General features: G+C 63.6%; 18 protein-coding genes and 1 pseudogene. 11 read left to right on the forward strand and 8 right to left on the reverse strand.

Annotated features, from left to right (window positions below; genetic code table 11):
* Positions 1-311: 311 nt before the first annotated feature.
* On the reverse strand, positions 312-836 hold the full coding sequence (locus WN72_RS47735; protein WP_430644629.1) for a GFA family protein: 525 nt from the start codon (positions 834-836) through the stop codon (positions 312-314).
* Between the two features lie 38 nt (positions 837-874).
* Positions 875-1,783, reverse strand: coding sequence for a DMT family transporter (locus WN72_RS08005; RefSeq protein WP_092218720.1), 909 nt, complete (start codon positions 1,781-1,783; stop codon positions 875-877).
* A 92-nt stretch (positions 1,784-1,875) separates the two neighbouring features.
* Between WN72_RS08005 and WN72_RS08010 the strand changes: the two genes are divergently transcribed.
* On the forward strand, positions 1,876-2,754 hold the full coding sequence (locus WN72_RS08010; RefSeq protein ID WP_092218718.1) for a LysR substrate-binding domain-containing protein: 879 nt from the start codon (positions 1,876-1,878) through the stop codon (positions 2,752-2,754).
* A 529-nt stretch (positions 2,755-3,283) separates the two neighbouring features.
* Here WN72_RS08010 and WN72_RS08015 read toward each other — a convergent pair.
* From WN72_RS08015 to WN72_RS08025, 3 genes are all read right to left on the reverse strand, one after another.
* Positions 3,284-11,149, reverse strand: coding sequence for an Ig-like domain-containing protein (locus WN72_RS08015; protein WP_092218716.1), 7,866 nt, complete (start codon positions 11,147-11,149; stop codon positions 3,284-3,286).
* Between the two features lie 241 nt (positions 11,150-11,390).
* Positions 11,391-11,741, reverse strand: coding sequence for a substrate-binding domain-containing protein (locus WN72_RS08020; protein WP_092218714.1), 351 nt, complete (start codon positions 11,739-11,741; stop codon positions 11,391-11,393).
* A gap of 74 nt (positions 11,742-11,815) precedes the next feature.
* Positions 11,816-13,399 (reverse strand): winged helix-turn-helix domain-containing tetratricopeptide repeat protein, encoded by a 1,584-nt coding sequence (locus WN72_RS08025; protein ID WP_092218712.1) that lies wholly within the window; start codon positions 13,397-13,399, stop codon positions 11,816-11,818.
* 114 nt (positions 13,400-13,513) lie between these two features.
* Here WN72_RS08025 and WN72_RS08030 point away from each other — a divergent pair, with 114 nt between their 5' ends.
* Together WN72_RS08030 and WN72_RS08035 are read left to right on the forward strand one after the other, a co-directional pair.
* Entirely contained in the window at positions 13,514-14,899 is a 1,386-nt protein-coding gene (locus WN72_RS08030; RefSeq protein WP_092218710.1) for an FAD-binding oxidoreductase, read from the forward strand.
* A 24-nt stretch (positions 14,900-14,923) separates the two neighbouring features.
* Positions 14,924-16,165, forward strand: coding sequence for an MFS transporter (locus WN72_RS08035; protein ID WP_092218707.1), 1,242 nt, complete (start codon positions 14,924-14,926; stop codon positions 16,163-16,165).
* Positions 16,166-16,659: 494 nt separating this feature from the next.
* Here WN72_RS08035 and tnpC read toward each other — a convergent pair.
* Positions 16,660-17,712: pseudogene (gene tnpC, locus WN72_RS08040) on the reverse strand (IS66 family transposase); the annotation flags it as partial.
* Positions 17,713-17,808: 96 nt separating this feature from the next.
* Entirely contained in the window at positions 17,809-18,705 is an 897-nt protein-coding gene (gene ligD / locus WN72_RS08045) for a non-homologous end-joining DNA ligase (RefSeq protein WP_244553925.1), read from the reverse strand.
* A 288-nt stretch (positions 18,706-18,993) separates the two neighbouring features.
* Between ligD and WN72_RS08050 the strand changes: the two genes are divergently transcribed.
* From WN72_RS08050 to WN72_RS08085, 8 genes are all read left to right on the forward strand, one after another.
* On the forward strand, positions 18,994-19,584 hold the full coding sequence (locus tag WN72_RS08050; RefSeq protein ID WP_092218703.1) for a hypothetical protein: 591 nt from the start codon (positions 18,994-18,996) through the stop codon (positions 19,582-19,584).
* Between the two features lie 64 nt (positions 19,585-19,648).
* Entirely contained in the window at positions 19,649-20,740 is a 1,092-nt protein-coding gene (locus WN72_RS08055) for an ImmA/IrrE family metallo-endopeptidase (RefSeq protein WP_092218700.1), read from the forward strand.
* Between the two features lie 62 nt (positions 20,741-20,802).
* Positions 20,803-21,417 carry a hypothetical protein gene (locus WN72_RS08060; RefSeq protein WP_143130779.1) on the forward strand — a complete coding sequence of 205 codons (615 nt, stop codon included), beginning with the start codon at positions 20,803-20,805 and terminating at the stop codon, positions 21,415-21,417.
* Between the two features lie 411 nt (positions 21,418-21,828).
* Complete coding sequence (locus tag WN72_RS08065; RefSeq protein WP_092218696.1) at positions 21,829-22,044, forward strand: hypothetical protein; 216 nt, start codon at positions 21,829-21,831, stop codon at positions 22,042-22,044.
* A gap of 99 nt (positions 22,045-22,143) precedes the next feature.
* Entirely contained in the window at positions 22,144-22,383 is a 240-nt protein-coding gene (locus WN72_RS08070) for a hypothetical protein (protein WP_092218694.1), read from the forward strand.
* 13 nt (positions 22,384-22,396) lie between these two features.
* Positions 22,397-23,386, forward strand: coding sequence for a hypothetical protein (locus WN72_RS08075; protein WP_092218692.1), 990 nt, complete (start codon positions 22,397-22,399; stop codon positions 23,384-23,386).
* Positions 23,353-23,646, forward strand: a complete 294-nt coding sequence (locus tag WN72_RS08080) for a helix-turn-helix domain-containing protein (RefSeq protein ID WP_143130778.1) — start codon at positions 23,353-23,355, stop codon at positions 23,644-23,646. Before WN72_RS08075 ends, WN72_RS08080 begins: the two co-directional genes overlap by 34 nt.
* Before the next feature lie 5 nt (positions 23,647-23,651).
* A complete protein-coding gene (locus WN72_RS08085; RefSeq protein WP_092218688.1) occupies positions 23,652-23,903 on the forward strand; it encodes a hypothetical protein in 252 nt (83 codons plus the stop codon).
* A gap of 95 nt (positions 23,904-23,998) precedes the next feature.
* Here WN72_RS08085 and WN72_RS08090 read toward each other — a convergent pair whose 3' ends face one another.
* Complete coding sequence (locus tag WN72_RS08090; protein WP_143130777.1) at positions 23,999-25,567, reverse strand: site-specific integrase; 1,569 nt, start codon at positions 25,565-25,567, stop codon at positions 23,999-24,001.
* Between the last annotated feature and the right edge of the window lie 47 nt (positions 25,568-25,614).

A 25,614-nucleotide genomic window follows, 5' to 3' on the forward strand; every position in this document is an offset into this window, starting at 1 on the left:
CAGCCACCCGCCGCCATGAGGGGCTCGCAGCTCGTCGCGCTGCGCGCTTTCGCTAGGGCGATGGCTTCCTCGACCTGAAGCTCGGCCTCCGGCGAGAGCGCGCCGTCCCTGGGACTACTTTTCCTTAATCTGACTGACTTGAAGGCGCCGCCGTCGGCCTCGACCGCGCGTGGAGTCCGGAGGCACATCCGGGTCGAGCAGGTCGCGCAAGTCTTCGTCGCGGTCGGGACGCCTTGGGCTGCCTCTGGCATCTCGGCCGGGTGGACGAGACGCGGTGAGCCTCGATGAAATCCGACCTATTTCATATAGGACTATGAGCAAACCTTCCGCCGCGGCGAAATTGCTGCTATTTCAGTGGGATGTTCCGTCTTGGGATCGATAAAAAACCGTCGATTGGGGGGGGGGAAAAGACTGGTCGCCGGTCGCACAGGCTTGCCGCGCCCAACAACCGATGGGATGGTTTGTGGGCGCGCACAACGCACGGGCAGGGTGATGGCGGAGAAAAAGGCGGCCGGAAAGCCGGGGCGAAAGGCTCCGGACGGCACCAAAAAGCAATTTCTGGCGTCCATGGATCCCGACGTGATCAGAGCCATGAAATTGGCGGCCGCCGGCAGATCGAAGCGCACAACCGACGCTTCTCCCCGAAGCCATCGAAGCGCCGAGGCTTTCACAATCACCTCGCAAGAATGTGCGGTCCCGGTTGCTTTCCGGCAACGGGAGCAATGGCAGTTCACGAAGCAATCGAATGGTCCGTCGACCTCAAACGCGACCTCGCCACATAAGCAACTCCCGCGAAATGTTGCCATTCTCGTCTCCTCGCCTGAGATGGATCTCATGAAGCAACCGAACTCAAACGCAAACTGGGGGTCGCGAATCACAGTTTGATGCGCAGCTCCTGCAATGCTGTCTTCCGGCGTGATTGCGTCGTTGCGATCCAGATGCCGATGAACACCGTCACGATCCCGGCCCCCAGATTCCAGCGCAGCGGCTCGCCCAGCAATGTTGCGCCGACCAGCGAGGCCGCGACCGGATTGACGGTGACGGAGATCGCGACACGGGTCGGCGTGGTTCGCTCCAGCGCGAAGGCCCACAGGTAGAAGGTCAGCGCGCTACCGAAGGCACCGAGATAGAGCGCGCCGAGCCATTGCGGCGGGCCGAAGGCTTCGACCGGCGCAAAGCTGCCGCGGAGCATGGAGAGGATAACGAGGACGGCAGCACCGGCCGCCATCGCCAGCGTCGTGAAGGGAATGGGGCCGGAGCGGCGGATGAAGGGTTTGGACCAGATGCTGTAGAGCGCCATGCAAAGCGCGGCGCCGACCATCAGAAGGTCGCCGCGCCAGGCGCCGTCGGGCGCCGTGGCCAGGCCGCTCAGCAGGGCCATGGAGACCCCCGATATTGCGACCAGGACTCCGGCGGTCTTTCGCGCGGTCAACGGCTCGCTGCCGAGCGCCGCGCCGACCACCATGGTCAGCAAGGGCAGGGTCGACAGTGCCAGTGCGCCGCGCGCCGCGGTTGTGAAGATCAGCGAGGCGTTGAAGAGGATCGGAAACGCGGCATAGAAGAGCAGGCCCAAGCCGGCGACCGCCGGCCAATCCTGCCGCGGCGGCCAGCGATGTCCCTGCACCAGCGCCACCGGCAACAGCAGCAGGAAGCCCACTCCGAACCGGAACGAGCCGATCGCCAGCGGGTCGATGGCGTTGACCAGAAACCGCGTCGCGCCGATCGACGTGCCGCCCAGCGCGCTCGAGACCACCGCAGCCAACACGCCCCAAACCTCGGTCATCGCCAATCCTCCGCCTCCAGTGTTGCGCACCCTAGGGAAGACGCGATAATCAAGGAATGGAATTTAGTTGATACATCTAATCGCGGATCGTGATGATGGCGCCGACCTTGGATCCGGATCTCCTGCAGGCCTTTCTCGCGGTGGCGGACCAACGCTCGTTCACCCGGGCGGCCATGAGGCTGAACCGGACGCAGTCGGCCGTGAGCATGCAGGTAAAGCGGCTGGAGGAGCAGCTCCACGCGGAGCTGTTTCACCGCACCAAGGCCAATGTGAATTTAAGCGCTGCCGGAGAGCGGTTGCTCGGCTACGCGCGGCGCATCCTGAGCCTTAACGAGGAGGCGGTCGGTCGGGTCCGCGAGCAAAGGGTGGAGGGACGCGTTCGGCTCGGCGTGATGGACGATTACGGAACGCTATTTCTGCCGCCGCTGCTTGCGAGCTTCATCGCCAATTATCCGCTGATCGATATCGAGATGGAGACGGGGCTGACGTCCACCATGACCGACCGTCTCGGGAAGACCTACAACATCGTCATCGCCATGCATCCGGAAGGACATTCCGAGGGCGAACTGCTGAGACGCGAGCAGGCCGTGTGGGCGGCGAGCGCCGAGCATCGCGTGGAGGAATCGGACCCGCTTCCGGTGGCGCTCTATCCGCAAGGCTGTCTGTTCCGCAGCTGGGCGATGCAGGCGCTGGACAAGGCGAATCGCCCGTGGCGGCTCGCCTTCGTCAGTCACAGCCTCTCGGCGGTCGAAGCCATCGCGGCGCAGGGCCTTGCGGTGACGGTGGTCAAATCGGGGACGTTTCCATCAAAACTTCGGCGCCTGTCGGAGCGCGACGGTCTGCCACCGCTGCCACGCGCGGAAGTCCGGCTGCATCGGGCGCCAAGACTGTCTCGCGCGGCAACGCTGCTTGCCGATTATCTGGTGGCGTCGTTGGCCGAGCCGGTGCGAAGCAAGGTCGCGCGCCGCTGAAATTTGGGACTCTTCGCCGCATGACCATCGTCATTTCAGCGCCGTTGCCCATCCGCTGCTGTCGGAGCTTCCAAGTCAGTGGCTACCAAAGTTGTAGCATGCGCGTAGCTCTGTTGGAGAGAGCCTGCCCGGAGTGGTTCCCCGTTGATTTGCCAGCGCGGCAAATTCTGAGCGATAAGACGCGATGTCTGCTCATAGCCCATCGCGTCGATCCCGGGATTGATCGAAATGGCTGCAATCGAAGGGTAACCGGACAACCTGCGAAATCGGGAAGACAGCCGCCCATTAGGCGTAGCGCAAGATCGCAGTTCGTCGCAAGTTATTCGGCCGGATCGCTTGGGCGGTGGCTCCATCATAGTGCCATGGCGAACGAATAGTGCCCATCTTCATCGGCCGTGGCGCGCCATTCTGAATAAAGCTGCGAATTTATATTGTAATCTAGTTCGCGCCTTGCCCGCCAAACACATGGCTTCGATTTCGTGGCCCGGTGATAATCAGGTCGCGCACCGCGACCATCCTGCAGGACCCCTCAGATCAAATGCCAGTCATGCACAGAGATCGCTGGCGTGTGAGCGGCGTCGGTTACCCGTTGTGCGACGGTTTCGTCGCCGAGGCTCGCGAGCAGGCTGTCCTTTCCGACCCGCCAGGCGTCTGCAAACTGTCCTTCGATCTGGTGCGTGTTCGGATTGACCAGCCACGTGCCGTTGCGAAGATCGAAATCGTTCTTGGCGTTGCCATCGAAATTGCCGAGCAATCCCTCGAAGCTGTGAGCTCCACGGCCAGCTCCCGCATGAACGGAAAGGTCCAGATAGCGGCCGTGATCGGTCATCTGAACGAAATCGAGCGATGTTTCGATCTGGTGGGTGTTCGCGCTCGCCCGGCCGATGACCACACCGTCCCCGAGGTCGAGGCGATCGCCGACCGCGAACGCGACGGCATGGCCGTCGATCAGCATGATGCTCGGCTTGGCCTCGTCGAACAGGATGAAGTGGTCGCCGGCCTCGACCGCGATGGCCGTCAGATAGCTGACCCCGATATGTCCGAGATTTTCTGCACGCCCCTCGATCTCGAATTCCGGGCCGGACGTTGCATGGGCAATGATGTAATCGCCGGTCGACTGCAGGTCGAACTTAAACCCGTCGAACGAGGTGTAATGGACGTCGCCCCAACCGCCGCCCGTGGAGCCAGGTTTGACGGTGACATCCACCGTCCCTGTTGCGAGGCCGCCATGGCCATCGGACACCGTGTAGTCGAACGCCGCGGAACCGCTATAGCCGGCAACCGGCGTAAAGGTGACGGTTTGGTGGGTGGCGTCGAACACCACGTTGCCGTGGGTCGCATGGCCGACGCTCAGCAAATTCAGCGTGTCGCCGTCGGGATCGTTGTCGTTGGCGAGGAGTGTGGCTGCCGAGATCACCAGCGGCGTATGTTCCTGCGCGGTGACGTGATCGCTGCCTGCGATGGGCAACCGATCCGCAAGGTCGGCCGTGGCGACAAGCTTACCGTCATCGCCGTCAAATCGAATGAACTGGATGTTGCTGAGCCTATCGACGCCGTCGCGCCCGACGACGTGATCGGTGATGGTGAAATGCCCGGCATCGACGATGTTGCTCAGCGCGTAATCGGAAAGCTTGCCGCTGAGCTCAAGCGTGTTGGTGCCGCCGCCGCCATCGATCGTGTGCGTCAGATCATGAATGCCATCGCCGGTCTGAATGGCGATATGATCGTCCACGATAGAGCCGATCAGCGTGGCTGCGTTGCCGGTGCCGGTCAGCGAGACAGCCTGGCCCGCGTTCCAGCCGGTGAAATGCGCACCGGAGAGGTCGATATTGGCGCCCGAGACCAGGAGACCGGATCCAGCTGCACCCGTGAAGGTTCCGGTGAAATGGCTCACCTCGTCGTCGAGCGACAGGACCTTCGCACCAAGGGTCACGCCGCCGGACCCGGCGAGGTCGACGATGTGGCTAACCGTCGCCGAGAGTCCGGAAATGTCGAGCGTGCCGCCATCCGTGACCGGAGAGGCGTTCGTGAGTGAGCCAAGCCCTGTCAGGGCAAAGGTCGCTGCGCCGCCGATGGTGATCGATCCATTGATGCTGCCGGTGTTCGTGAACGTTCCCGCGGTGTCGATGATGGCGCCGTTCCAGGTGCCGGCGTTCTCGATCGTGCCGCCATCATTGTGCGCGGTGCCGTTCCAGATGCCCTGGTTGATGATGTCGCCACCCACGCCATTGGCCCCGGCGGCGACGTCGCCGGTCCAGATGCCTGTCGCGGTGTTGGTGATGGTGCCGGCATTGAGCGCGACCGTATCGCTGGTCGCGCCGCTATTGCTAAAGGACGCTCCGGCGAGGTTTTGCAGGTCGTCGGAGAATGTGGCGCCTGGCGCGACCTCGATCGTGCCGCTGTTGGAAACGGTGCCACTGGCGCCGCCGTCCTGGATGACAAGGGTGCCGTCGATGTGGAGGGTGGCGCCGGCGCCGATGGTGAGCGAATGCGTTTGCAGCGTTTGTCCGGCCGCAACCGTGAGCGTCCCGCCGGCAGGTATCACCAGCTCGGTCGGCGCCGTGATCGTGACGGCAATTCGCTCGAGTGATTTGCCTCCAAGCCCATCGTCAGCAAGGACGAAGATGGTGTCGGTGCCGGCCGAGCCGGGGCGATACTGGAGCGAAGCAAGCGTGGCGTTGACGTCGGCGAGGTGGCCGCTGATCGTCAAACCGCTGCCCATGCCACCGACGAAAACTCCGTCAATGGTCTCTTGGAAGAAGGCAGATCCGACGATTGTCAGCGGGCTCGAGGGCGTCGCAGTCAGGTCCAAACCGTGCGACGATTCGACCCATACCGTGACCACATCAGAGTCCGGATCCGTCACGGTAATGCCGGCCAGCGGTGCCGCGGTTCCCGTCGTCTCCGTCAGCGTCGAGCTGGTGAGATGCACGCTAGGCGCTTGATCCAGGTTGGGGTTGACCGTGACAGCGATGTGCTGCGGCGCCGAGAGGTTGCCGGCATCGTCGACGGCGACGGCCGTAATGGTATCGGTACCGATCTTGCTGGTGTCGTATTCGAGCAAGGCGAGTGCGGTGTTGACCTCCTCAATGGTGCCGAAGAGCTCGAGAGCCTCGCCGGCGACGAGCCCGCTGGCGGCCAGGATTGAATCGTCGGGGCCGATCGTGACGACCGCGGGGTGTCCCGCCTCCGAGCCATAGTCTATCAGGCGATTGACGCCATCCGACGATTGCAGGATCACATCGACCCGGGTTGAGTCCGGATCGGTCACCGAAAAAGTGCCGCCGAGATTCCCCGGGAGCCCCATCGTTGCCGTCACGCTCGTGCTGGTCAGGTGCACCACCGGCGGCTCGCCAGTGAACTGCACGGTGTTGTCGGTGCTGGTCGAGGCGAGGTTGACAATGTTGGCGGCGTCATGGGCGACGCCGGCCGCGATCGAGGCGACGACGGTGCCGTGCTGCGTCATGCCGAATACGCCGACGGTATAGGTCGTGCCCGAACCGGCGACCACCACCCCCGTGGCCCCGGCCGTGCCTGACAGCGTGACGTCTTCGGCGGTGAAATCGGTGACCGCCTCGCTGAACACGACATCGAACAGCAAGGGCGAGCCGTCGACCGGATCGGCCTGCCCGGCTGCCTGGTTGATGGTCACCGTTGGCGCGGCCGCAACCGCGATATTGACGCCACCGTGCCCGTCAGGCGTCACCGTCAGCACGTCGCCGGCCGGCAGCGCAGTGACCGAGGCGACGGTCGCAGCGCTCGCGTCTGCATGCACGACGAGCTTGCCGCCGATGATATCTGCCGAAATCGACGAGGGTGCCACGGCTCCGACATCCGTTTGAAACAGCGTCGCCAGCTCCGCTTCGGTGAGATCGATCGCGGCGCCGGCGTGCGTGCCATCAGGCGCGGCGAGGGACAAGGTTGCGCCCGCTCCGATGCTGCCATCGTCGATCAGTGTCGCGCCGGCGTCGATCTTCAGCGTTCCCGTGCCGCCAAGCGTGCCGGTCAATGTCAGCACTTCGCCGGCGCCAGCCGCGATGGTGCCGCCGTTCGTCAGCGCTTGTGCGATGGTATCGACGCGGCCGACAAGGTCGAGTTCGGTACCAGCCTGCAGCGTCGCCAGAGAGGCGAGGAGCGAGAGGCCGGCCGATCGGAGATCGGTGCCTTCGCCGTCGAGCACCACCTTGGCGCCACCCGAGAGCGTCGTGATCGGCACCGCCGCATCGCCGGCGATCGTGATGGTGCTGCCGTGCTTCGCCGCGTCCTGACCCTGCGCAACGTAGATGCCTCCGGTCAGGGTGCCGTTGGCGGCGAGATTGGTGAACGGGCTCGTAGTGGTATCGACGATCGTCACCGCTGCGCCGCCGGTCGCCTGCAGCGTGGCATCAGCCGCCTGGGTGTAGTCGAGCGTCGTGATGAGGCCTTGCGGGAGCGCCTGGCCGTTAACCAGGATGGTGCCGTTGTTGACGATTGAGCCGCCCGCGACCTTCGGCGGCAGGGCGGCGTCGATCGTCAGCGTCGCCCCCGCATTGACGACGAGATTGTGCAGGTTGATGCCCGTGAGCGTCGAAGCCTTAGTGTCGGTGGTGACGGTGACGTCGCTCGCCTTGGTATCGACCGTCCAGTCATAGCTTGCCGGCGTCGGATCGATGTTGCCGGCGGCGTCGATCGCCTCGACCTTGAGGCTGTGGCTGCCGTCAGAAAGGTTGGTGAACATCAGCGATGACGCCGAATTCGCCGAGGTCCACGACCCGTTGTCGAGAAGATACTGATAGTCGACGACACCGCTGCCGCCCGCCGCATCCGTCCCGCTCCAGCCGAAGCTTGCCGAGTTGACATTGACCAGGGCCGGAGGCTTTGCCGTGATGGTCGTATCTGGCGCCTGGGTGTCGAGCGTGAAGGCGAGCGTCGCCGTGCTGATGACGTCGCCGGGTGCGATCTCCTGCACCAGCACATTCTTCGGACCGTCGCCGGTCAGCGTGAAGCTCGTCCCCGTGCCGGGCGTGAAGCTCGTGCCGCCGTCGGTCGAGTAGCTCCAGGTCGCCCCAGGCGTCAATCCCCAGACATTGACGGTGCTGACATTGGTGAAGCCGTCGTGGTCCACTCTCCCGCTGTCGGTCGCGAGCGCCACGCGGAGCTTCGTCTCGGGGATGAGATCCACCGTCGTCATCCCGGCGGTCGTTCCGGCTCCGCCGACACCCTGCCCCCCGGTGTTGCCGTCGGAGAAGGTCCACGCAATCTGGACCATGGTGCCCGGAGCGAAGCCGTGCGCACCGTTGGCGTAGGTAATGGCCTCGAGCACACCGTTGACTTGCGCTTGCGACGTGCCGGCGCCGAACGTGATCGCCAGTTGCCCGGCCGATTGGGTGAACGAGCCGACCGTGATGCCTGCGAATTTGACGTTGCTGCCGACGAGCGTGAGATCACCCGAGGCGCCGAACAGGTCCTCCGCATTCGCGCCGCCGCTCCGCGCCAGCGTGACGGATGCCCCACCGTAATTGCCGGCGCCGCCGATAAGCGCGGCAAGTTCGGGATCGAGGATTTTCGCTGCTGCGTCCAGCACGATGGCGGAGCCGCCCTCGGTATAGCTCACCTCGTTGCCGAGCGTGTCGGTGCCGCCGAAGGTCGGATCGAGACTGCCATCCGGGTTGTAGCGCGCAACGGCAAAATCCCGGGAGGTTCCCTCTACATTTATGGTGGTGCCGGCAATCACGATCTTGCCGTCGGCTTGCAGCTTGACGCCCATGCCTTCCGACCAGAGGCCGATCTCGGTCAGGACGACACCGGCGTCTCCGAACGTGGTATCGAGCGAGCCATTCGCATTATAGCGAGCCAGCGCAAATTCATGGGCCGCTCTCGCATCTTGTTCCGAGATCAGCGCCCAGCCGGCGACGATGATCTTCCCGTCAGACTGAATGACCACGCCCGTTGCTCTGTCGTCGCCGCTGACGAGCGATGTCCTGACCTTTCCGTCGCCGTCGAAACTGGTATCGAGCGTGCCGTTCGTATTGTAGCGGGCTACCTCAAAATCGTAGCGCGAACCATCATAGCTGCCGCCAGCAACCAGGATCTTGCCGTCGGCTTGCAGTTGGATTTGGCCAACGCTGGCACCCCGGGAGGCAAGATCGGTGACGACCTTGCCGCCCGCGCCGAAGCTCGCGTCGAGCGTTCCGTTATCGTTGTAGCGTGCAAGCGTGAACGAGCCTTCAAAGCCGTTGCCCGTTTCTCCGCCGACCACGATCTTGCCGTCGGATTGAACGACGACGCTGGTCGCGACCTCGGCCTGGCCGAATTGAGTCCCAAAGTCGGTGGTGACAATGCCGCCGTTTCCGAACGTCGGATCGAGCGAGCCGTCAGCGAGATAGCGAACCAGGGCGAAATCGTAGTCGTAGGTTGGAGCCATTGCCGCTTGGCCGACGGCAATGATCTTCGTTCCATCCAGCACGATGCTCAAGGCCCCGGCGGAAGTTTCGATGGAGGTCTCCACCAGGCCGTTATCGCCAAAATCGAGGTCCGGGGTGCCGTCGATGTTGAAGCGCTGCAGCTGGAAATTCGTGGCGATCGCTGTGCCGCCGCCGAGAATCGTCTTGCCGTCCGGCTGCACCGCAACGCTGAACGCAGCGCCGAGCTGCCCGGTGACGATCCCGCCGTTTCCAAAGCTCGCGTCGAGCTTCCCGTCCGTGCCGTAGCGCACGGCGACCATGCTGTACAAGTCGGAGCCTTCCGACCCTCCGACGACAATCTTGCCGTCGGCTTGAATGGCGAGGCCACTTACCGATTCCGGCTGCGTTTCGCTCACCGGCGTAATGACGACGCCGCCGCCAACAAAGAACGTCGGCGCGGCGTTGTGCGGCGTCACCTTGTCGAAGAAGATCGCGTGCTCGGCCAGGTTGCCGGCGGCATCGGCGACGGAATATTCGACCTCGTGCTGGCCGTCCGCCATGTTGGTGCCGTTATAGACGAAGCTCCATTTGCCGTCCGGAGCCACCTGCACCTTGCCGATGAGCTTGTGGTCGATCGACAGCGACACCTGCTGACCAATGGCATCCGAGAAGCCGTCAAAAGTGATCGCCGTCTTTTCGCGACGCGAGACGATGTTGTCGCCGGCGACGGCGAACAATCCGAGCGTCGGTGGCGTGTAGTCGAAATCGACGGATTTGGTTGCCGTGCCGTGCAGTCCGAAATCGTCGGCGACGTCGGCCGTGAAGTTTCGGAATCCCTCCGCAACGCGCGTAGCGTCGATGAACGCCGTCCATGTCCCGTCGGCCTGTACCACGGCCGTCGCCGTCGAGCCGTTCGGCGAGGTGATGTGCACCGTCTTGCCGATCGCATCGGACGTGCCAGTGACCTTTACTGGGGACAAATCCTCAGTCTGGTTGACGTAGTTGTCGCCGGAAACCGTATCGATGGTGATCTCTGGCGCGGCAAGGCGGGCGACGTAGGCATCATTGAAGGTATCAGTGTCGCTGGAAACAAGTTGATTTTTGGTCCAGAACTCAACCTCGAGTCCGTCGGCCGAAATTTTCAGCTGCGGAATATCCGTCCCAACGTCGGCGAGGAATGCCACAGCGCCGGTGGCAATATTCTTGATGACGATGTGATGATGGTCTTCCCCGGCGCCCGCGCTCACGACGGAGTCCGTCGTCACAAAAGCCATTCGCGTGCCATCGGCAGAGATTACACCGTTAGTGCTGGTACCGCTTCCTGAAGATCCGGAACTCGACGTGTAGATAAAACGGTCTTCGCCGGTTTCCATATTGCGAAGAACGCCGAAGTCCAGTGCAAAGTGACCATCACCGGACAGCGAGACGTTGAACAAATCAACCGTCTGGTTAGCCGAAATGAGTGCTTTCGCGCCGGTCTGGAGATCGTAACGGTAGGCGCCGCCGGATTCGAATACGACAGTGTAGCGTCCGTTATCAGATATCGCGGCAGTCGCGGTGCCGCCGGTTGTTTCGTTGATCAGAACATCAATTGCACCGGATTGAACGTTTATTCGCTGCAATTGCGATTGGCCGGCGACGTCATCCGTCGTGAAATAGATAGATTGACTGTCTGGAGAGATTGCAAGATCGTCCACCTGCAGTGTCCCGACAGCCGTGTGAAGTGCATAAACATCACTGACGGCTCCAGTCACAATGTTCCAAAGGTGGAAGGTGTAGACCGACGCGTCATACGTGACGTAAGCCAAAAGCTGGCCGTCGCGCGAAAGGCACGGGGCTACGTTCGCGGCCGTGGAAGGGTCTACTAATGCAAGTGACTTGGTGCCGCCAGACTGAAGGTCTAGAACAGTATAAGTGCTGCCATCAAAATTGAAGGCGTATCGACCGTCAACTGACAGATCCGAGTCTCGGGGGAAAGAGTTCGAAACCGGCGTGTACTGAATCTTGACCATCTAAGTCACCTCAACGCTGATTGACCGCGACGCAGCTTGCATCAGCGGGGCTGCCGGCTTTAGTCCGCCTCCACCTCCTCGCAGGGATCGCGCATCGGGCAAGGCTCCAAGTTTTCAGCGCCGCCGCAGTGTGGCCGCCCGATGCCCAGCGATCCTAAATTCGTTCCGAAAAAGTTGCGAAAAGTTGCAGGATGCGTACTCGCTGGCGCAGAGCGACGACCGTCCTCTCCAGAACCGGGCTTCAGGGAACAACTGGCTCCAATGCTTTGCTCCGGATAGCGGCAGCGGCGGCGGGTGAGCGCAACAATGAGATCAATTGCTCGGCGGCTTTACGCTCTTTGGCGTTGGCGCTGACGCCGACGCTGAAGGTGTTGTAGTTCTGCAACTCTTCCGGAAGCAACCCTGCGAGGACGACGCCCTCGACCGGCACGGTGATTACGGTCAGCTCCGCTTCGCCGCCCGCGACGGCCTCGACCGGGCTCCGCCCTATCACCGCTACTAGCCTTGGCTTCGCCTCGGTCTCGATTCCGAGGCGATCAAGCAGATGAAGGAAATAGCTTCCACTCGCACTGTCGCGCGAATAGAGCTTCATTTGGAAATGGCGCGGTCCGCTGCCCGATCCAAGAAACATGCGATCGGTGGCCGGCCATTTTCGCCGCCTCGCCGCTATGTGAAATCGGTGAGTTCGCCACTCAGGCCGGCCTTACGTAACCCGTCGAGGAAATGGTCGCGGTCGATGGGACCTCTGTATCTGGCGGCGCGCATCCGGGCGAGTTCGAGCGTGTTGACCGGCAGCGCTTCACCGCGCTCACTCAATTCCAGACCTCGCTCTCGAATGAATGCACGCACCTCGATGTCCGCCTCACTCAGTCGATCGATTTGCGCGTAGCACGCCGCAAGCAGCGCGTGGGACCAGCGATCGCTCGATCGCGCTTCCCTGAGCACCTTGATCGCCTGTTCGTAGTCGCGCGCCGAATAGAGCGCCAGCGCATGGTACCAGTGGTAGATATTGGGTGGAAACGGGTTGAGCTGTTTGGCCGACTTGATCCATGTAAGCGCCTCCCGCCAATGTCCCCAATAGACCAGGATGTTGGCAAACGCCGCGGCGACGTCGGCATCGTTCGGGTTGAGCGCCAGGGCTCGCTTGAAGTGTGTTTCGGCCTCCTGGTCACGGTTCTGCAGGAAGAGAAGCTGGGCGAAGACGCCGTGCGACCAGGCATCATTCTCATCAAGATCGAGCGCGATCTCGATCGCGCGACGCGCATCATCCAGCGAAGGCGCGGCGGGTGATTCCAGGAACGCGGCGCAGACGATCGTCCACGCGATATTGGCATGAGCGCGTGCATAAGCCGGATCGAGTTCCACGGCCCTTGTGAAGCAACCTCTCGCTTCGTCCATGCTTGCTACGGTCAACTGGCGCCATCGCTCGTTGCCCAACAGGACGAGATCGTAGGCCGTGATATTCGAGGTCTGTTTGCCTCTTGCGATCTCGCGGCCCGCGTCCTCAACCCGGCCGGGCAGCGCCGAGACGATCCTGCCGACGATTTCGTCCTGGATGGCGAATATGTCTTCGATCTCGCGGTCGTAGCGCTCCGTCCAAAGGGTGAAGCCGCTCGCGGCATCCAGAAGCTGCACGGTCACCCGCACCCGTTTCCCGATCCGGCGTGCGCTCCCTTCCACCACATACCGTACGCCGAGTTGGCGGCCGACCTCTCTGATGTCGGACGTCCTGGCGCGGTAGACGAAGCTGGAATGGCGGGCCACGACGAAGAGCGACCGAAAACGCGACAATTCGGTAATGACGTCTTCCGTGACACCGTCCGAAAAGTAGTCCTGCGCCGGATCGCCGCTCAGGTTCGAAAACGGCAGCACGGCGATCGATGGTTTGTCGGAGGGAGCAGACGGGAGCAACGTTTGCCGGCTGTTCTCGAAGAGGGCTGCGGCTGGCGGGCCGACGTAGCGGTAACCGCGGCGCGGCAGGGTCTCGATCCAGCTACTGCCGCCCTCGACATCTGCAAACGTCCGGCGCAGAGCCGCGATCTGTACGGTCAGATTGCTTTCCTCGATCGCGAGCCCCGGCCAGGCCGCCTCCATCAGCGCGTCCTTGGCAACCGGTTTTCCAGCCTGCTCCAGCAGCAGCCGCAGCAGCGCGATCGCTCGCCCGCCGAGAGCAACCGGCTCGGCTTCGCGAAACAGCGTGCCGGCGTCTGTCTCGAGACGAAAGGGACCAAACTGGTAGATCGTCGCCATGGGCTAGTGACACCATTTTTGGCGAAATTTGCAACTTTTTCCGATCGGATTCAGGAAACGACTGGGCGTTCCGTGAGACGATGGCATGGGCGGTGGCGGCGAGGAGCAAATCAGATGGAACAGCCGGACAGCGACCTGATGGGCACATCGCACTCCGAACCCAGGCCCGCCCCACAGCTGCGGCTCAAGGGCAGGGTGGTCCTCAAAGGGGACGCCGGCTATGACGAGGCGCGCAAGGTCTGGAATGGCGCGATCGACAAGAAGCCGGCCGTGATCGCCTACTGCGCGGATGCGCAGGATGTGGTCGAGGCCGTGACGTTCGCGCGATCGCGCACGTTGCCGGTGGCCGTTCGCAGCGGAGGCCACAATGTCGCCGGGCTCTCGGTCTGCGACGGTGGCATGGTCATCGACCTGTCGCGGATGAAACGCATCGACGTCGATCCGGTCCGTCGCACCGCGCGCGCAGAGGCAGGCCTCGATCTTGGCGAGTTCGATCGTGTGACGCAGGCGTACGGCCTGGCGACCACCATGGGGGTCAACAGCGACACCGGCATCGCCGGGCTCACGCTTGGCGGCGGCTTCGGCAAGCTCGGGCGCAAATACGGGCTGACCTGCGACAACCTGATCGCCGCCGAAGTGGTGACGGCCGAGGGAAATGTCTTAAAGGTCAGTGCGACCGAACACTCCGACCTGTTCTGGGGCTTAAGAGGCGGCGGCGGCAATTTTGGCATCGTGACTGCCTTCGAATACCAGTTGCATGCGATCGGCACGTCATTGCTCGTCGCGTCCGCCCTTCATCCCTATGATCAGGGACGCGAGGCCATGCGGTTCTACGATGAATTCGCCCGAAGCGCTGCCGACGAGGTCAACGTCGATGCCGCCCTCGTGACGCTACCGTCGGGCGATCGTTTCTTCAGCATCGCCGGTTGCTATGTCGGCTCGCATCTTGACGGCGAGCAAGCGCTTTCGCCGATCGTTGAGTTCGGCGCTCCCGTCGAGACGCGCCTCGCAACCGTTCCCTATCTCGAGATTCAGTCGGGCGGCGATGCCCTGTTTCCGCGGGGGCGCCGCTATTATTGGAAGGCGCAGTTCCTGCGCGACATCAGTGCGGGTGCGATCGACGCGCTGCTCGACGCCTATGCGAGAGCGCCCAACACCTCCTCGCTATTGGTCTTCCAGCACGTCGGCGGCGCAATCGCGCGCGTTCCGGCATCCGACTCGCCTTATGCAAACCGCGATGCAGCGTTCGATTGCTTTCCGGTCGCGATCTGGGACGATCCGGCCGACGACGACGCAAACATGCGCTGGGCGCGCGAGCTGTGGAGCGCCGTCAGGCCCTATTCGACCGGCGGCGTCTACGCGAACAATCTCGGCGATGAGGGCGAGGATCGTATTCGCGACGCCTATGGCGAGAATTATCCGCGTTTGGCCGCGCTCAAGACGAAGTATGATCCGACCAATTTCTTCCGCCTGAACCAGAATATCAAGCCGACGGCATAGTTCATAACATTTGAGAGCCTCTAAATGCGAAGCCGCTGGACCATTCTCGCTGCTCTGTTCGTCGCTCGTGCTGCCATCGCCTTTCAGTTTCAGAGCGTCGCCGCCGTCGCGCCACAGCTCAGCGAGAGTCTGAACGCGAGCCTGGCCGATATCGGCGTTCTGATCGGACTCTATTTTGCGCCGGGCACCGCGCTTGCCCTGCCTGGCGGCGCGATCGGCCGCCGCTATGGCGACAAGGTGACGGTCCTTGCCGGACTCCTGATGATGCTGGCCGGTGAGCTGCTGATGACCACGTCGTCGTCATGGAGCGTGCAGATCGCGGGCCGGCTGACGGCCGGCATCGGCGGTGTTCTCCTGAACGTTCTGATGACCAAGATGGTCGCGGACTGGTTTGCCGGCCGGGAAATCGCCACCGCGATGGCCATTTTCATCAACTCCTGGCCGGCTGGCATCGCGCTCTCCCTGATGCTTCTGCCAGCCATCGGGGCTGGACTCGGGCTCCATGCCGTCAATCTTGCCGTCGCAGGGCTGATCCTGATCGGGCTCGGCGTCATCGCCTTGGTCTATCACGCGCCTGATGCGACCGTCGCGGCAGACAACGAGCGCGGCAGCCTGACCGCCAACACGATCTGCGCCATGATTGCCGCAGGCTTGATCTGGTGCCTCTACAATATCGGCTTTGCGATGATCTTCAGTTTCGGCCCGTCGATGCTTGTCGAACAGGGCTGGTCCAGTGCCGCAGCGGGATCAACCATCAGCATCGTGCTCTGGCTCGCCGCCCTCTCGGTTCCGTTCGGCGGTTTCCTCGCCGATCGGACCAGGCGCGGCGAGGCTGTCCTCGTGACAGGCTGCATCGCCTTCGCCCTCCTGACGCTTCTTCTGTCGCGAAGCGGCATGGTACTTGCCATCATCGTGGCTCTTGGACTCCTCTGCGGCCTGCCGGCCGGGCCGATCATGAGCCTGCCGGCGCGCGTGCTCGACCAGAAGATGCGGCCGATCGGAATGGGACTATTCTACACGGTCTTCTACGCCGGCATGCTGGCCGGACCGGCAATCGGTGGCAAGCTTTCCACGTCGTTCGGCTCCGCGAGCGCCGCGCTCGACTTCGGCTCCGCCGCGCTCTTGGCTTGTCCCGTCGTTCTGTGGCTCTTCCGCCGTATCGTTGCCGGCCGGTATCGCTCGGCCGTTTCACTGATGCCCGATGAAGAGCGAGAAATGGAATGCCTTCTGAGCGTCAATGACCGGGTGCAGGCTCGCCAGGAATGACCTTGTACCGCCGGCAACTGGGTTTGTGGGCGCTGTGGTTTTAGCTGTTCGTCTTGCTCGATCACCAGGGACGAGGCAGCAGCAACGAGTTGATGAACCTTGCAGCACGCGGAGAAATTCAGGATGATCACGTCATCTTCATGCCGCTGGGCGCGGACATCGCCTCTGGCTCCTGCCGCTCACGCATGGGGATCGCGCCACGCGAAGCAGGGGCGCCCGCACGGCCGCCGCAAGCCGTCAATCGATTGGCGGTTGCAGAACTTCCGTGGTTTACTTGCATGGCCGCCGCTCGCCAAGTGGCTGCGCCTTTGGCACGACGCTCCTACGTGTATCGAGGGTAGCACTTCCGCACACCGCTGCCGGGAAAGCCATCCGTTGGTCGCCGGCCGGACCGGTGCTTGCCGTCCTCACGCACTTCATCGACGTTGCTCTCGTCTTGAAGCGCGCGGCCGATGAGGACTGGCTGCGCCAGCAGTGTAGGGAATGGCGTTGGAAACCCGCCCGTCCTCCAGGAAGAGAGTGAAGCTCGCCCATCGCTTCAGGATGTAGTTGAACGCCTTGGACAGGTCATGCCCACGGGACAGCTTGGCGAGCTGCTCCCGCATATAGACCTGCAGGTCCTCGACCAGAGGCCGGCTCAGCGTCTGCCGTACCTGGAGACGCTCCTCGGGACTCTTGCCGTTGATGGAGCGCTCGATCTCGAACAGCGCATCGATCCGCCGCACGACCTCGACCGCGATGGGCGAGAGCGTGATCTCCTTCTTGCCGGGGGCCTTGCGACGCGCATTCTCTTCGATATCGGCCATGGCGAAGAATGGGCGCCGCGCATGGACCCAACACGCCGCTTCCCGGATCGGTCCAGGGTGACGTCCCGCCAGATAGAGCTGGTTGTACCCGTCATAGGCGTCGGCCTGCAGGATGCCGGCCCCACCAGATGCGCCTGGGGATGTTCGCCCCTACGGTCGCGGGAGTAGTAGAACATGGCCGCCGGAGGCCCGGCGCCGCCAAACGGCCGATCGTCCCGGACGTAGATCCAGCACCGTGCCGTGTCGGTCTTGCCCTTGGCCAGCACCGGCACCGTCGTATCATCAGCATGCAGGCGCTCGGCCGCCATGACATGGGCGCAGCAGGGGATCCAGCGACGCACTGACCGATCCCACGGCGTCCGCCATGGTCGACAGCGCGATCGGCACGCCTTCGAGGGCGTAGCGCTCAGCCTGGCGATTTAAAGGCTGATGTTGGCCGAACTTCTCGAACATGATCATGGCCAACAGGCTCGGGCCGGCCCATCCCCGTGCGACGGCATGGAACGGCGCCGGGGCCTGGCTGATCTTCTCGCAGTCGCGGCAGGAGAACTTCTCCCGCACTGTCTCGATCACCTTCCACTGGCGCGGGACCACTTCCAGTGTCCTCGTCACGTCCTCGCCGAGCTTGCGCAGACGGTTGCCGCCGCAGCACTCGCAAGCCGTCGGCTGCTCGATCACCACCCGCTCGCGTGGGAGATGCTCAGGGAACGTCTGCCGTTCGCCGCGCTTGCGCGTATATCCGCGCGCGTGCATGGATTTCCTGATCCCGCTCTTCGGACTGATCGGTCTCACTGCGATCGCAGCGGCGCTGATCGCGGCGATCGAGCCGGGTATCGGCTAATTCTCCGCGAACCCCTTGAAGCTCGGATGCCGCAGCATCCCGTCGTCGGTGATGTCGCGATACTCCACGTCGGCGATCAGGGTAGGCTCGACCCAGGTGGCCTTCGGCTTGCGCACCTGCTTCGTCAGACGCTGCTTGGGCGTCGTGATGGCGTCGAGTTTCCGGCGCAGCGCGGCCGCCGAGGCGCGCGTGAAACCGGTGCCGACCTTGCCGATGTAACGCAGCTCGCGGCCCTCGCGCTTGCCGAGATAGAGCGCCGAGATCCCGCCGACGCCGGGGATGAACCCGACGATGGGAAACTGCTCGCGGACGCTGGTCTTGATCTTCTGCCAGCTCTCTGATCGGTCGCCGCTGCGGTAGGGTGCGTCGGCGCGCTTGGAGACGATGCCTTCCCAGTTCAGTTTGACCGCGCCGGCGAACATCGCGACGCCGTCGTCCATATGCTCGGAGTAGAGTACCGGCGCGCGTAGGCCGCGGCGCTCGATCATCTCGCGCAGCAGCCGCTTGCGTTCGATCAGCGGCACCTTCCGGAGGTCGTAGCCGTCGAGGTGCAGGAGGTCGAAGGCGTAGAACAGCATCCGGTCGTGTCGCCCGGCGGCGAGGTCGGCCTGCAGGGCCCCGAAGTCCGTGCGGCTGTCGACGACGACCACGATCTCGCCGTCGACGACGGCCTGGCCGATGCCGGCGCCCGCCCACGCGGCCGTGATCGGCACGAACCGCTTCGTCCAGTTCAAGCCCTTGCGGGTGAAGATGCGCGTCCCGTCCGCGGAAACGTGGATTTGGCTGCGATACCCGTCGAACTTGATCTCATGTACCCATTCGGCGCCGCCGGGCGGCCTGAGCCGCAGCGTGGCGAGCTGCGGCGGGATGAAGCCGGGCATGGCGGCGGGCACCGCACCCTCGACGGTCCCCAAATCGGGACTTGAACTCGAACGCTTCCGCCTGCCAGCCATCGGAGTCCGGATATAGGGACTCGGCGCCGGCGAATCGAATCCTTTCTTGCGCATTTCGGCGACGGGAGGCTTCTTCTAACCTCGTTTTCTGCGGAACCATATCAAAAATAAAAGTTACAATATTTCAATGCGTTACTGTTACATTGCAACGAAGCTGCAAAAAATTCTTCGTTTTTGGCATTTTCCTGATAGGGTGCGCGCACCGATTCACCTTGGAGATCTGTCTGCATGTCGCTGCCCGTCGAGAATGAAGTCCGCAAGACGCTTGATCCGTTCAACGGCCGCATCAGGGCCGTGCTGGACAAGGCCTTCAAGGACTTCATCAAGAAGGGCGCCGGCAACATGTACAAGCGCACCGACTCCGCCGACCAGTTCGACGGCGTCATCCGTGCCGCGATCGCGGAGTTCACCAACGCGCCGGGCGTGATCATCTTCCCGACCGGATCGACGGCGCGCTTCCTGTTCGACGGCAAGGTGCTGGTGCGCTTCAAGAAGGCGAGCCGCAAGGGCCGGGGCTCCAACATCCCGACCGGTGCCAACGACAACTTCCTGGATCCGGCGATCCCGTTCGCGGACGCGCCGCAGGCTATGAAGGTCGAGATCTGCTGGAAGGTGAACGAGCTCGGCACCGGCTACGACTCGGTGCACGTGACGGCTCGCAACGGCGACGGCAAGCTCTGGAGCTACGAAATGCCGGGCGGCAATCAGGGCATCATCGAGTTTCCGCAGAAGACCGCGGCGCCGCAACCCCGCCGTCGCAGCGTGGCGAAGCTCAAGGATTCGGCCAAGAACAAGAAGAAGGGCGGCGAGGCGTCCTGACCGCTTGCCGGCGGTTAACCGGACGTAAATTCGAATCGTCGCCTCTACGTGGTGAGGAACTATCATGTCGAAGTCAGGGGTCATGCTGCGCCTAGCGCGGCAGCTAAGAGGATTCCCGCAGAACGAGGCGGCGGAGTGCCTCCGCGTGCCCAATTCAGAATTGTCGCGCATCGAGAACGGGCTGAAGGAGCCGTCGGAGCAATTGCTCTCGGCTGCGGCCGAGACGTTCTCGGTGCCCGTCGAATTCTTCGCGCAGACCGACGCCATCTACGGCGCGCCGGTCAGCGTGCACGCGCCGATGTGGCGCAAGAAGTCCGACGTGTCGGCGACCGAGCTGCACCGCATCGTCGCCGAGCTGAACATCCGCGTCATGCACCTGCGCAAGCTGCTCGAAGCCACCGACCTGGAGCCGGTGAACAAGCTGCCCCGCTTCGACGCCGACGAGTACGACAACGATCCCGAGAAGATCGCCGTCCTGGTCCGCCGGTTCTGGCAGGTCCCCGACGGCCCGATCCAGGACGTGACGGCGCTGGTCGAGGACGCCGGAATCCTGGTCACGCACTCCGATCTGGGCGGCTCGTCGGTCTCCGGCGTTCGCTTCTCCGTGCCCGGCATGCCGCACGTGATCGTGCTGAACCGCCAGCAGTCAGCCGACCGCATGCGCTTCACCCTGTGCCACGAACTCGGCCACGTGATCATGCACACCTTCCCGACGCCGGACATGGAGGCGGAGGCGGACAAGTTCGCGTCGTGCTTCCTGCTGCCGACCGAGGACATCAAACCGGCCTTCGTCGGCCGCCGCGTCGACCTGCGCCTGCTCGCCTCGCTGAAGCCCGAGTGGAAGGTCTCGATGGCCTCGCTCGTCTTCGCGGCCCAGCGCGCCGGCGCCCTCAACACCACCCAGGCGCAGTACATCTGGAAGCAGTTCAACATCCACAAGATCCGGCTGCGCGAGCCGCCCGAGCTCGACTTCGCGCCGGAGGAGCCCCGTACGGTGAGCGACCTGTTTTCGCTGCACATCAACGACATGGGTTACTCGCTCGCGGACCTGTCGAAGATGCTGATCATGAACGAGACCGAGGTCGCCAAGACCTACTCGATCAATCTGCCGGGGCAGGACAAGGCGAGGGGCGCGCACCTGCGCATCATCCAGTGACTTGAGCGTGGATTTCCGGGACCGACCCGTCCATGATGGCGCCACCTGCGCGGGAGCGGCCATTGAGCGACAATCAGACGACATTCGCGGTGCTGTTCGGGATTATGATGGTGTTCGCGACGGTGTCGCTCGTGCGAGGCTGGCGGGCGTCGGCCAGGCTGGCCGGCATGCGCGAAGCGGTGACGGACCTGTCCAGGACCTGCAGCCACCACTACGAGGAGAAGGGCGAGGACCTGCCACAGAAGGTGATTGAAGCGCTAGATTACATGAAGCGCGCCCTCGCCCAAAAGGACGTCCATACGCGCTGCAGGCTGTACCTGACCGGTGCGGCGATGCTCGGCGACGCGATGGGGCTGGCGGCGTGGCACAAGGGCTTCGAAGCCGGTCAGGAACTTATGGACGCGCGCGACGGCGAGACACGGATCGATCTCAAGAGGCAGGAGATCCTGGATATTGCCTACATGGCGCATCTCGGGTTCGAGCAGATGATCTCCGATCCGGAAGGCTTCAAAGATGAGGATGACGCCGAGCGCGCCTCGTCGGCGATCAGGAAGATCGAACGCCACAAGCCGGCGGACACCGTCGACGAGAGCGATCCGTACGCCATGGCCTTCAACAGGTCGACGATGATCTGGCAGCGCTGGCCGAACGAGCAGGGGGCCAATCCGCGGCCGTGATGGTCACGAAGGAGCGTACGAGTATACGGCGTCACGCAGCAAGTGAAGACGTGGCAGTTCTCGATCGCCCCGAAGCGCTGATCGCCTAATATACTAGGCGTTTTCGGCGAAGAGGTCAGGTTCGCCTAATATATTGGGCGAACTGGCGCCAGCTTGTGTCATCAACAGCCTGTGTGTTTCGAGGAGAAAGACGACGCGGATTGCACGCTATAGCAGTCAATTTCGCGGTTCGTTCTCCATTTTGACCGCTATAGCAGGCAAATTAACCATGGATGGGAAGCTAAGGATTCTTCGCGCGCTTGATTCCTGAGTTCTGTCAACAAATGATCTGTTGCATTCTCCCGATCAGGTAGACATATTGTCTACCAAGGACGGCGCGATGATCGCGGCGTCGAGAGGATGAGGACACAGATGAGCCAGCAGCTTATGGCCCGCATCAAGCGGTCGAGCAAATACGCCTATCAGTCGCCGCCGAAGGAGATCGACGGCGGCTGGTTCGAGATCCACGTCTACCCTGACATGGGCGGGCACAGCATCGACGGCAATCATAACCGCTACCGGTTCTGCGACGTGAAGCTCGGGCTCCGGCTCGAAAACGGCCAGATCATCGAACTGCCGACGCGGTAAATCACGCCGACATCGACCTCACGCCCGGCGGCCAGCGATGGCCTTCCGGGCTCGGGGCGTTAGAAGGCGCCGCCATCGTGGCGCCGAGAGGAGGCAAGAATGTCGAACCGCAATCCCACGCAGGCGCGCGCCGGCCATCGGGCCCGTTTCTCCGTGAGCTCGCCCGTCCGTACGGGCTTCCTGAAGCATACCGTGACGCTGAGCGACCGCGTCGACGGCTACTACGACGGCATGAAGTTCACCGCGATCACCGGCAGCCGCGCGCTGCGGGCGGCCTGGGCCCACGCAGGTCGCATCGTCGGCCGCGAGGCCGATCACGGCTTCGACTATTCGGCTTGATCGAGGAACGACAATGGACCTGTCCGCCATCAAGCCGCACATCCACGCCCGCCGCGCCGACGCGCTGGAGGCCGCCGTCTGCGCGATCGAGGCCGGCGTCGCCGAGGGCGTCGTCCGCAACCGCGACCTCGTCCAGGCCAAGGAGATCATCAACTGGTCGATCGAGGAGGCCACCAAGGCCTTCCTGAAGGAGGACGTCGACGACGGATCCGACGCCGGTGCCGACCGCAGCATGTGGGGCCGCGCCTACGACGCCAATGCCCTGATCGCCTCGTTCGATGCGCACAACCTTCCGGCGTTCCTGCGTCGCGCGCGCCAGCACGGCGGCCTGACCGAGTACGCCGACTTCATGGAGAGCGCGCTGCTGCCGCTGCACGCGCTGCTGAAGGCCGCAAAGCCGCTGGTCAAGAAGAAGGGTGAGGCCGGTCACCCGCCGGAGCCAAAGACGCCGGAGCAGATCGCCCGCGAGGCGGCGGCCATGACGTGTCAGTGCTGCGGCCGTCAGATCCTGGCGAACACCGGCGTCATCGCCCTCCACGGCTACCGCCGCCCCGGAGACGGCTGGCAGACCGCGAGCTGCGACGGCGCCAAGTTCCTACCGTTCGAGGTCTCCCGCGACCGGCTCGGCTACTCGATCAGGTGGTTGCAAGACTGGGAGGCTCGCGCCGTCGGGTCCCGCAACGCCGTCGAGGCCGAGACGAAGCCGATCCTGGTCCGCTACAACGACCCCAAGGCGGATCGCTGGTATGGAGACCGGCCCAAGATCTCGGTCGACATCACCCGCGCCAACTTCGACGCCATGAAGGCCGAGCACGGTCTCGACGGACTCTGCGACTTCGATCGGCTGAAGGCCGACGACCTCGAGCGCCGCGACCGCGAGATCCATGATGTCCGCGCCGAGATCAAGGCGCAGCAGGCCCGCTACGATGTCTGGGAGCAGACCCACCGTTGGGACGCCGAGGCCAAGGAATGGGCGCCGATTATCGCCACGGTTGCGGCGTGATGGCGAAGCTCTCGCCGCGCGCCGCCCGCATCAAGATGGCCGCCGAGACGGCGTTCGGCCCGCGCGGCCTGACGCAGCTCGCCGCGGCGGCCGGCGTCTCGAAGCAGATGATGTCGTTCATCGTCACCGGCGCCAAGCCCGTCACCGATGACGTCTATCGCCGCGTCGCCGAGGCGCTGCTGACGGAAGCCGGCCGCATGACGAAGGCTGCCGAGAAGATCGAAACCCTGGCGGGCAAGATGTTCGCCGAACTGGAGTAGCGAAGATGACTAAGGACCAAGCTCGTCGCCGGCTGAGGGCGGCGCAGACCACGACCCAGACCATCGACGAGGGTGAGCTCTGGCCGGCACTGGAGCGACTCCAGCGCGCCGGCGCCGAGAACAATGGAGCCGGCGTCTACGCTTCGCGCAGCGAGATGCTGTCCGCGCTGGCTGTCGCCGCCCTCGCGATCCGGGAGGCGAGCGAAAAGCTGCGCGCCGTCGACTGGCCTACCGACGCCGATTGGGACGTGATGTGATGACCGGGTAGACCGACGACTTCCGCGATCTCGCGGGTAAATCACCGATACCCTCCTGAACGACGGCCCCGGCTTCATCGCCGAGGCTTTCGTTTTCAGGCCCGCCCGCGTCGCTGCTCGATGGGCTCCGGCAGCCTCGCGTCAGGTATCTTGAGGTACGCCGCGACGAGCGCCTCGGACCACGCCTTCATGCCGGCGGTCTTCTCGCGCATGCGCTGGCCGGTCAGATAGTAGTTGCGCGTTGTCGCCGCCGCCTCGTCGCCGCCGTCTTTCAATTTATGTGATAGCACCAGCGACGACGCCACGCCAGTGACGTTCTGCTCGATGAAATCGCCGACGGGAGATCGCACCAGATGCGGATTGAACAACGGCAGGCCTTTGAGGGCGCCGGCAGCGCGCATGCGCTGCAGATGCCGGTTCAGGCTGTTCGGGTAGATCCTGACGTCCTTCAGCTCCGTGCCGACGCTGCCGCGCACGTAGCGCTGCTGGGATGCGAACACCCAATTCGTCTTCGCGCAGGCCGTGTGCGCGCGGCCGTTGTAGTCGACGGCCTTCTGCCAATCCGACATCGAGGCCGCCGCGATGGCATAGACGACGGGCGGCAGCGGCAACCAGAAATCCTCTTTGCCTTTCATCTGCTCGGCCGTCCACTCGGCGCGGCCCCAGCCTGGCTCGCCGAATTCGTCCTGCTCCTTCAGATTGTCGCGCAGCAGCTCGACGGTCGACAGACGCCGGTTGCCCGTGAAAGCGACCCACCAGATTCCCCACCTGATCCCGGCGGTGACCGCCGCGAAGCCCGGCACGCGCTCGCGCGCCGCGCAATACTTTTCGTGTGCGAACAACGTGGCCGCGATCGCGTCGACGGTGAGATCGGCCTTGTTCTGACGATGTTGCTTCCGGCGCTGCTCGATCTGCCGCATCGTCTCGGGATCCGGTTTCCCGGCGTTCACGTTCTCCCACCACCGCGGCACGGACTCGGTCAGCCCGCTCTCGTCGGGGTGCTCGTCGGCCGCCCAGCTAAGGGCGGCCTTGATGTAAGCGGTGCATTTCTGACGCTGACGGTACGACGAGACCCCGTCGCGCGCAGCATTCAGCTGCACGCGATCGAGCTGCAGAACCGGGACGATCCCGAGATCCTGATAGCTGGCCTGGCCGAACGCCCGCCTCACGTCGTCGTTCGTGCCCTCGCTTGGCGGTTTGGTGCGGTTGTTGATCCAACGGTCGTGAGCCAGGAACCGCTGGTACCCGACGCAGACCTGTCCGAGCGTCCATCCGACCGGGGTCTCGTCGTCGGAAGCGGGGTCCACGGCCTTGGCGTACCGCAGCTCGGTATAGATGTCGGTCGCCGCTCTGCGGGCCGCAGCGACGGACAGATAGTCGGGGCCGCGCTCGCGGACGCCGCCGACCGAGCGCAGCGTCTTCTTGGTGCGAACCATCCATTTGACGGACCCGCCCCGGCGCCGAAGCTGCAGGTAAGGCAGCGTGGTGTCGGCCCAGATGTCGATTCCTTTGTCGTCGGCGACCTCGCCATCGTTGAGCTTCGTCGCCTTTCCGTCGTCTCGGACGAGGCCTTCGCCCCTGGCCACCATGAGAGCGTCGGCGACGTGCCTGGACGTGATTTCTACGCGTTGGAAACTCATTACTGTACTCACCCGTGTACCCACCCATCGCCCGAAATCTCGACGGCGGAAAGGGGTGTGGGGGCAGTTTG

This window comes from Bradyrhizobium arachidis, assembly GCF_015291705.1.
In the GTDB taxonomy this organism is placed as follows: Bacteria; Pseudomonadota; Alphaproteobacteria; order Rhizobiales; family Xanthobacteraceae; genus Bradyrhizobium; species Bradyrhizobium arachidis.

Coding starts and splice junctions, on each gene's coding strand:
- WN72_RS47735 (WP_430644629.1), bottom strand. CDS start 836: ATGAGATCCATCTCAGGCGAGGAGACGAGAATGGCAACATTTCGCGGG.
- WN72_RS08005 (WP_092218720.1), bottom strand. CDS start 1,783: ATGACCGAGGTTTGGGGCGTGTTGGCTGCGGTGGTCTCGAGCGCGCTG.
- WN72_RS08010 (WP_092218718.1), top strand. CDS start 1,876: ATGATGGCGCCGACCTTGGATCCGGATCTCCTGCAGGCCTTTCTCGCG.
- WN72_RS08015 (WP_092218716.1), bottom strand. CDS start 11,149: ATGGTCAAGATTCAGTACACGCCGGTTTCGAACTCTTTCCCCCGAGAC.
- WN72_RS08020 (WP_092218714.1), bottom strand. CDS start 11,741: ATGAAGCTCTATTCGCGCGACAGTGCGAGTGGAAGCTATTTCCTTCAT.
- WN72_RS08025 (WP_092218712.1), bottom strand. CDS start 13,399: ATGGCGACGATCTACCAGTTTGGTCCCTTTCGTCTCGAGACAGACGCC.
- WN72_RS08030 (WP_092218710.1), top strand. CDS start 13,514: ATGGAACAGCCGGACAGCGACCTGATGGGCACATCGCACTCCGAACCC.
- WN72_RS08035 (WP_092218707.1), top strand. CDS start 14,924: ATGCGAAGCCGCTGGACCATTCTCGCTGCTCTGTTCGTCGCTCGTGCT.
- WN72_RS08050 (WP_092218703.1), top strand. CDS start 18,994: ATGTCGCTGCCCGTCGAGAATGAAGTCCGCAAGACGCTTGATCCGTTC.
- WN72_RS08055 (WP_092218700.1), top strand. CDS start 19,649: ATGTCGAAGTCAGGGGTCATGCTGCGCCTAGCGCGGCAGCTAAGAGGA.
- WN72_RS08065 (WP_092218696.1), top strand. CDS start 21,829: ATGAGCCAGCAGCTTATGGCCCGCATCAAGCGGTCGAGCAAATACGCC.
- WN72_RS08070 (WP_092218694.1), top strand. CDS start 22,144: ATGTCGAACCGCAATCCCACGCAGGCGCGCGCCGGCCATCGGGCCCGT.
- WN72_RS08075 (WP_092218692.1), top strand. CDS start 22,397: ATGGACCTGTCCGCCATCAAGCCGCACATCCACGCCCGCCGCGCCGAC.
- WN72_RS08080 (WP_143130778.1), top strand. CDS start 23,353: ATGGGCGCCGATTATCGCCACGGTTGCGGCGTGATGGCGAAGCTCTCG.
- WN72_RS08085 (WP_092218688.1), top strand. CDS start 23,652: ATGACTAAGGACCAAGCTCGTCGCCGGCTGAGGGCGGCGCAGACCACG.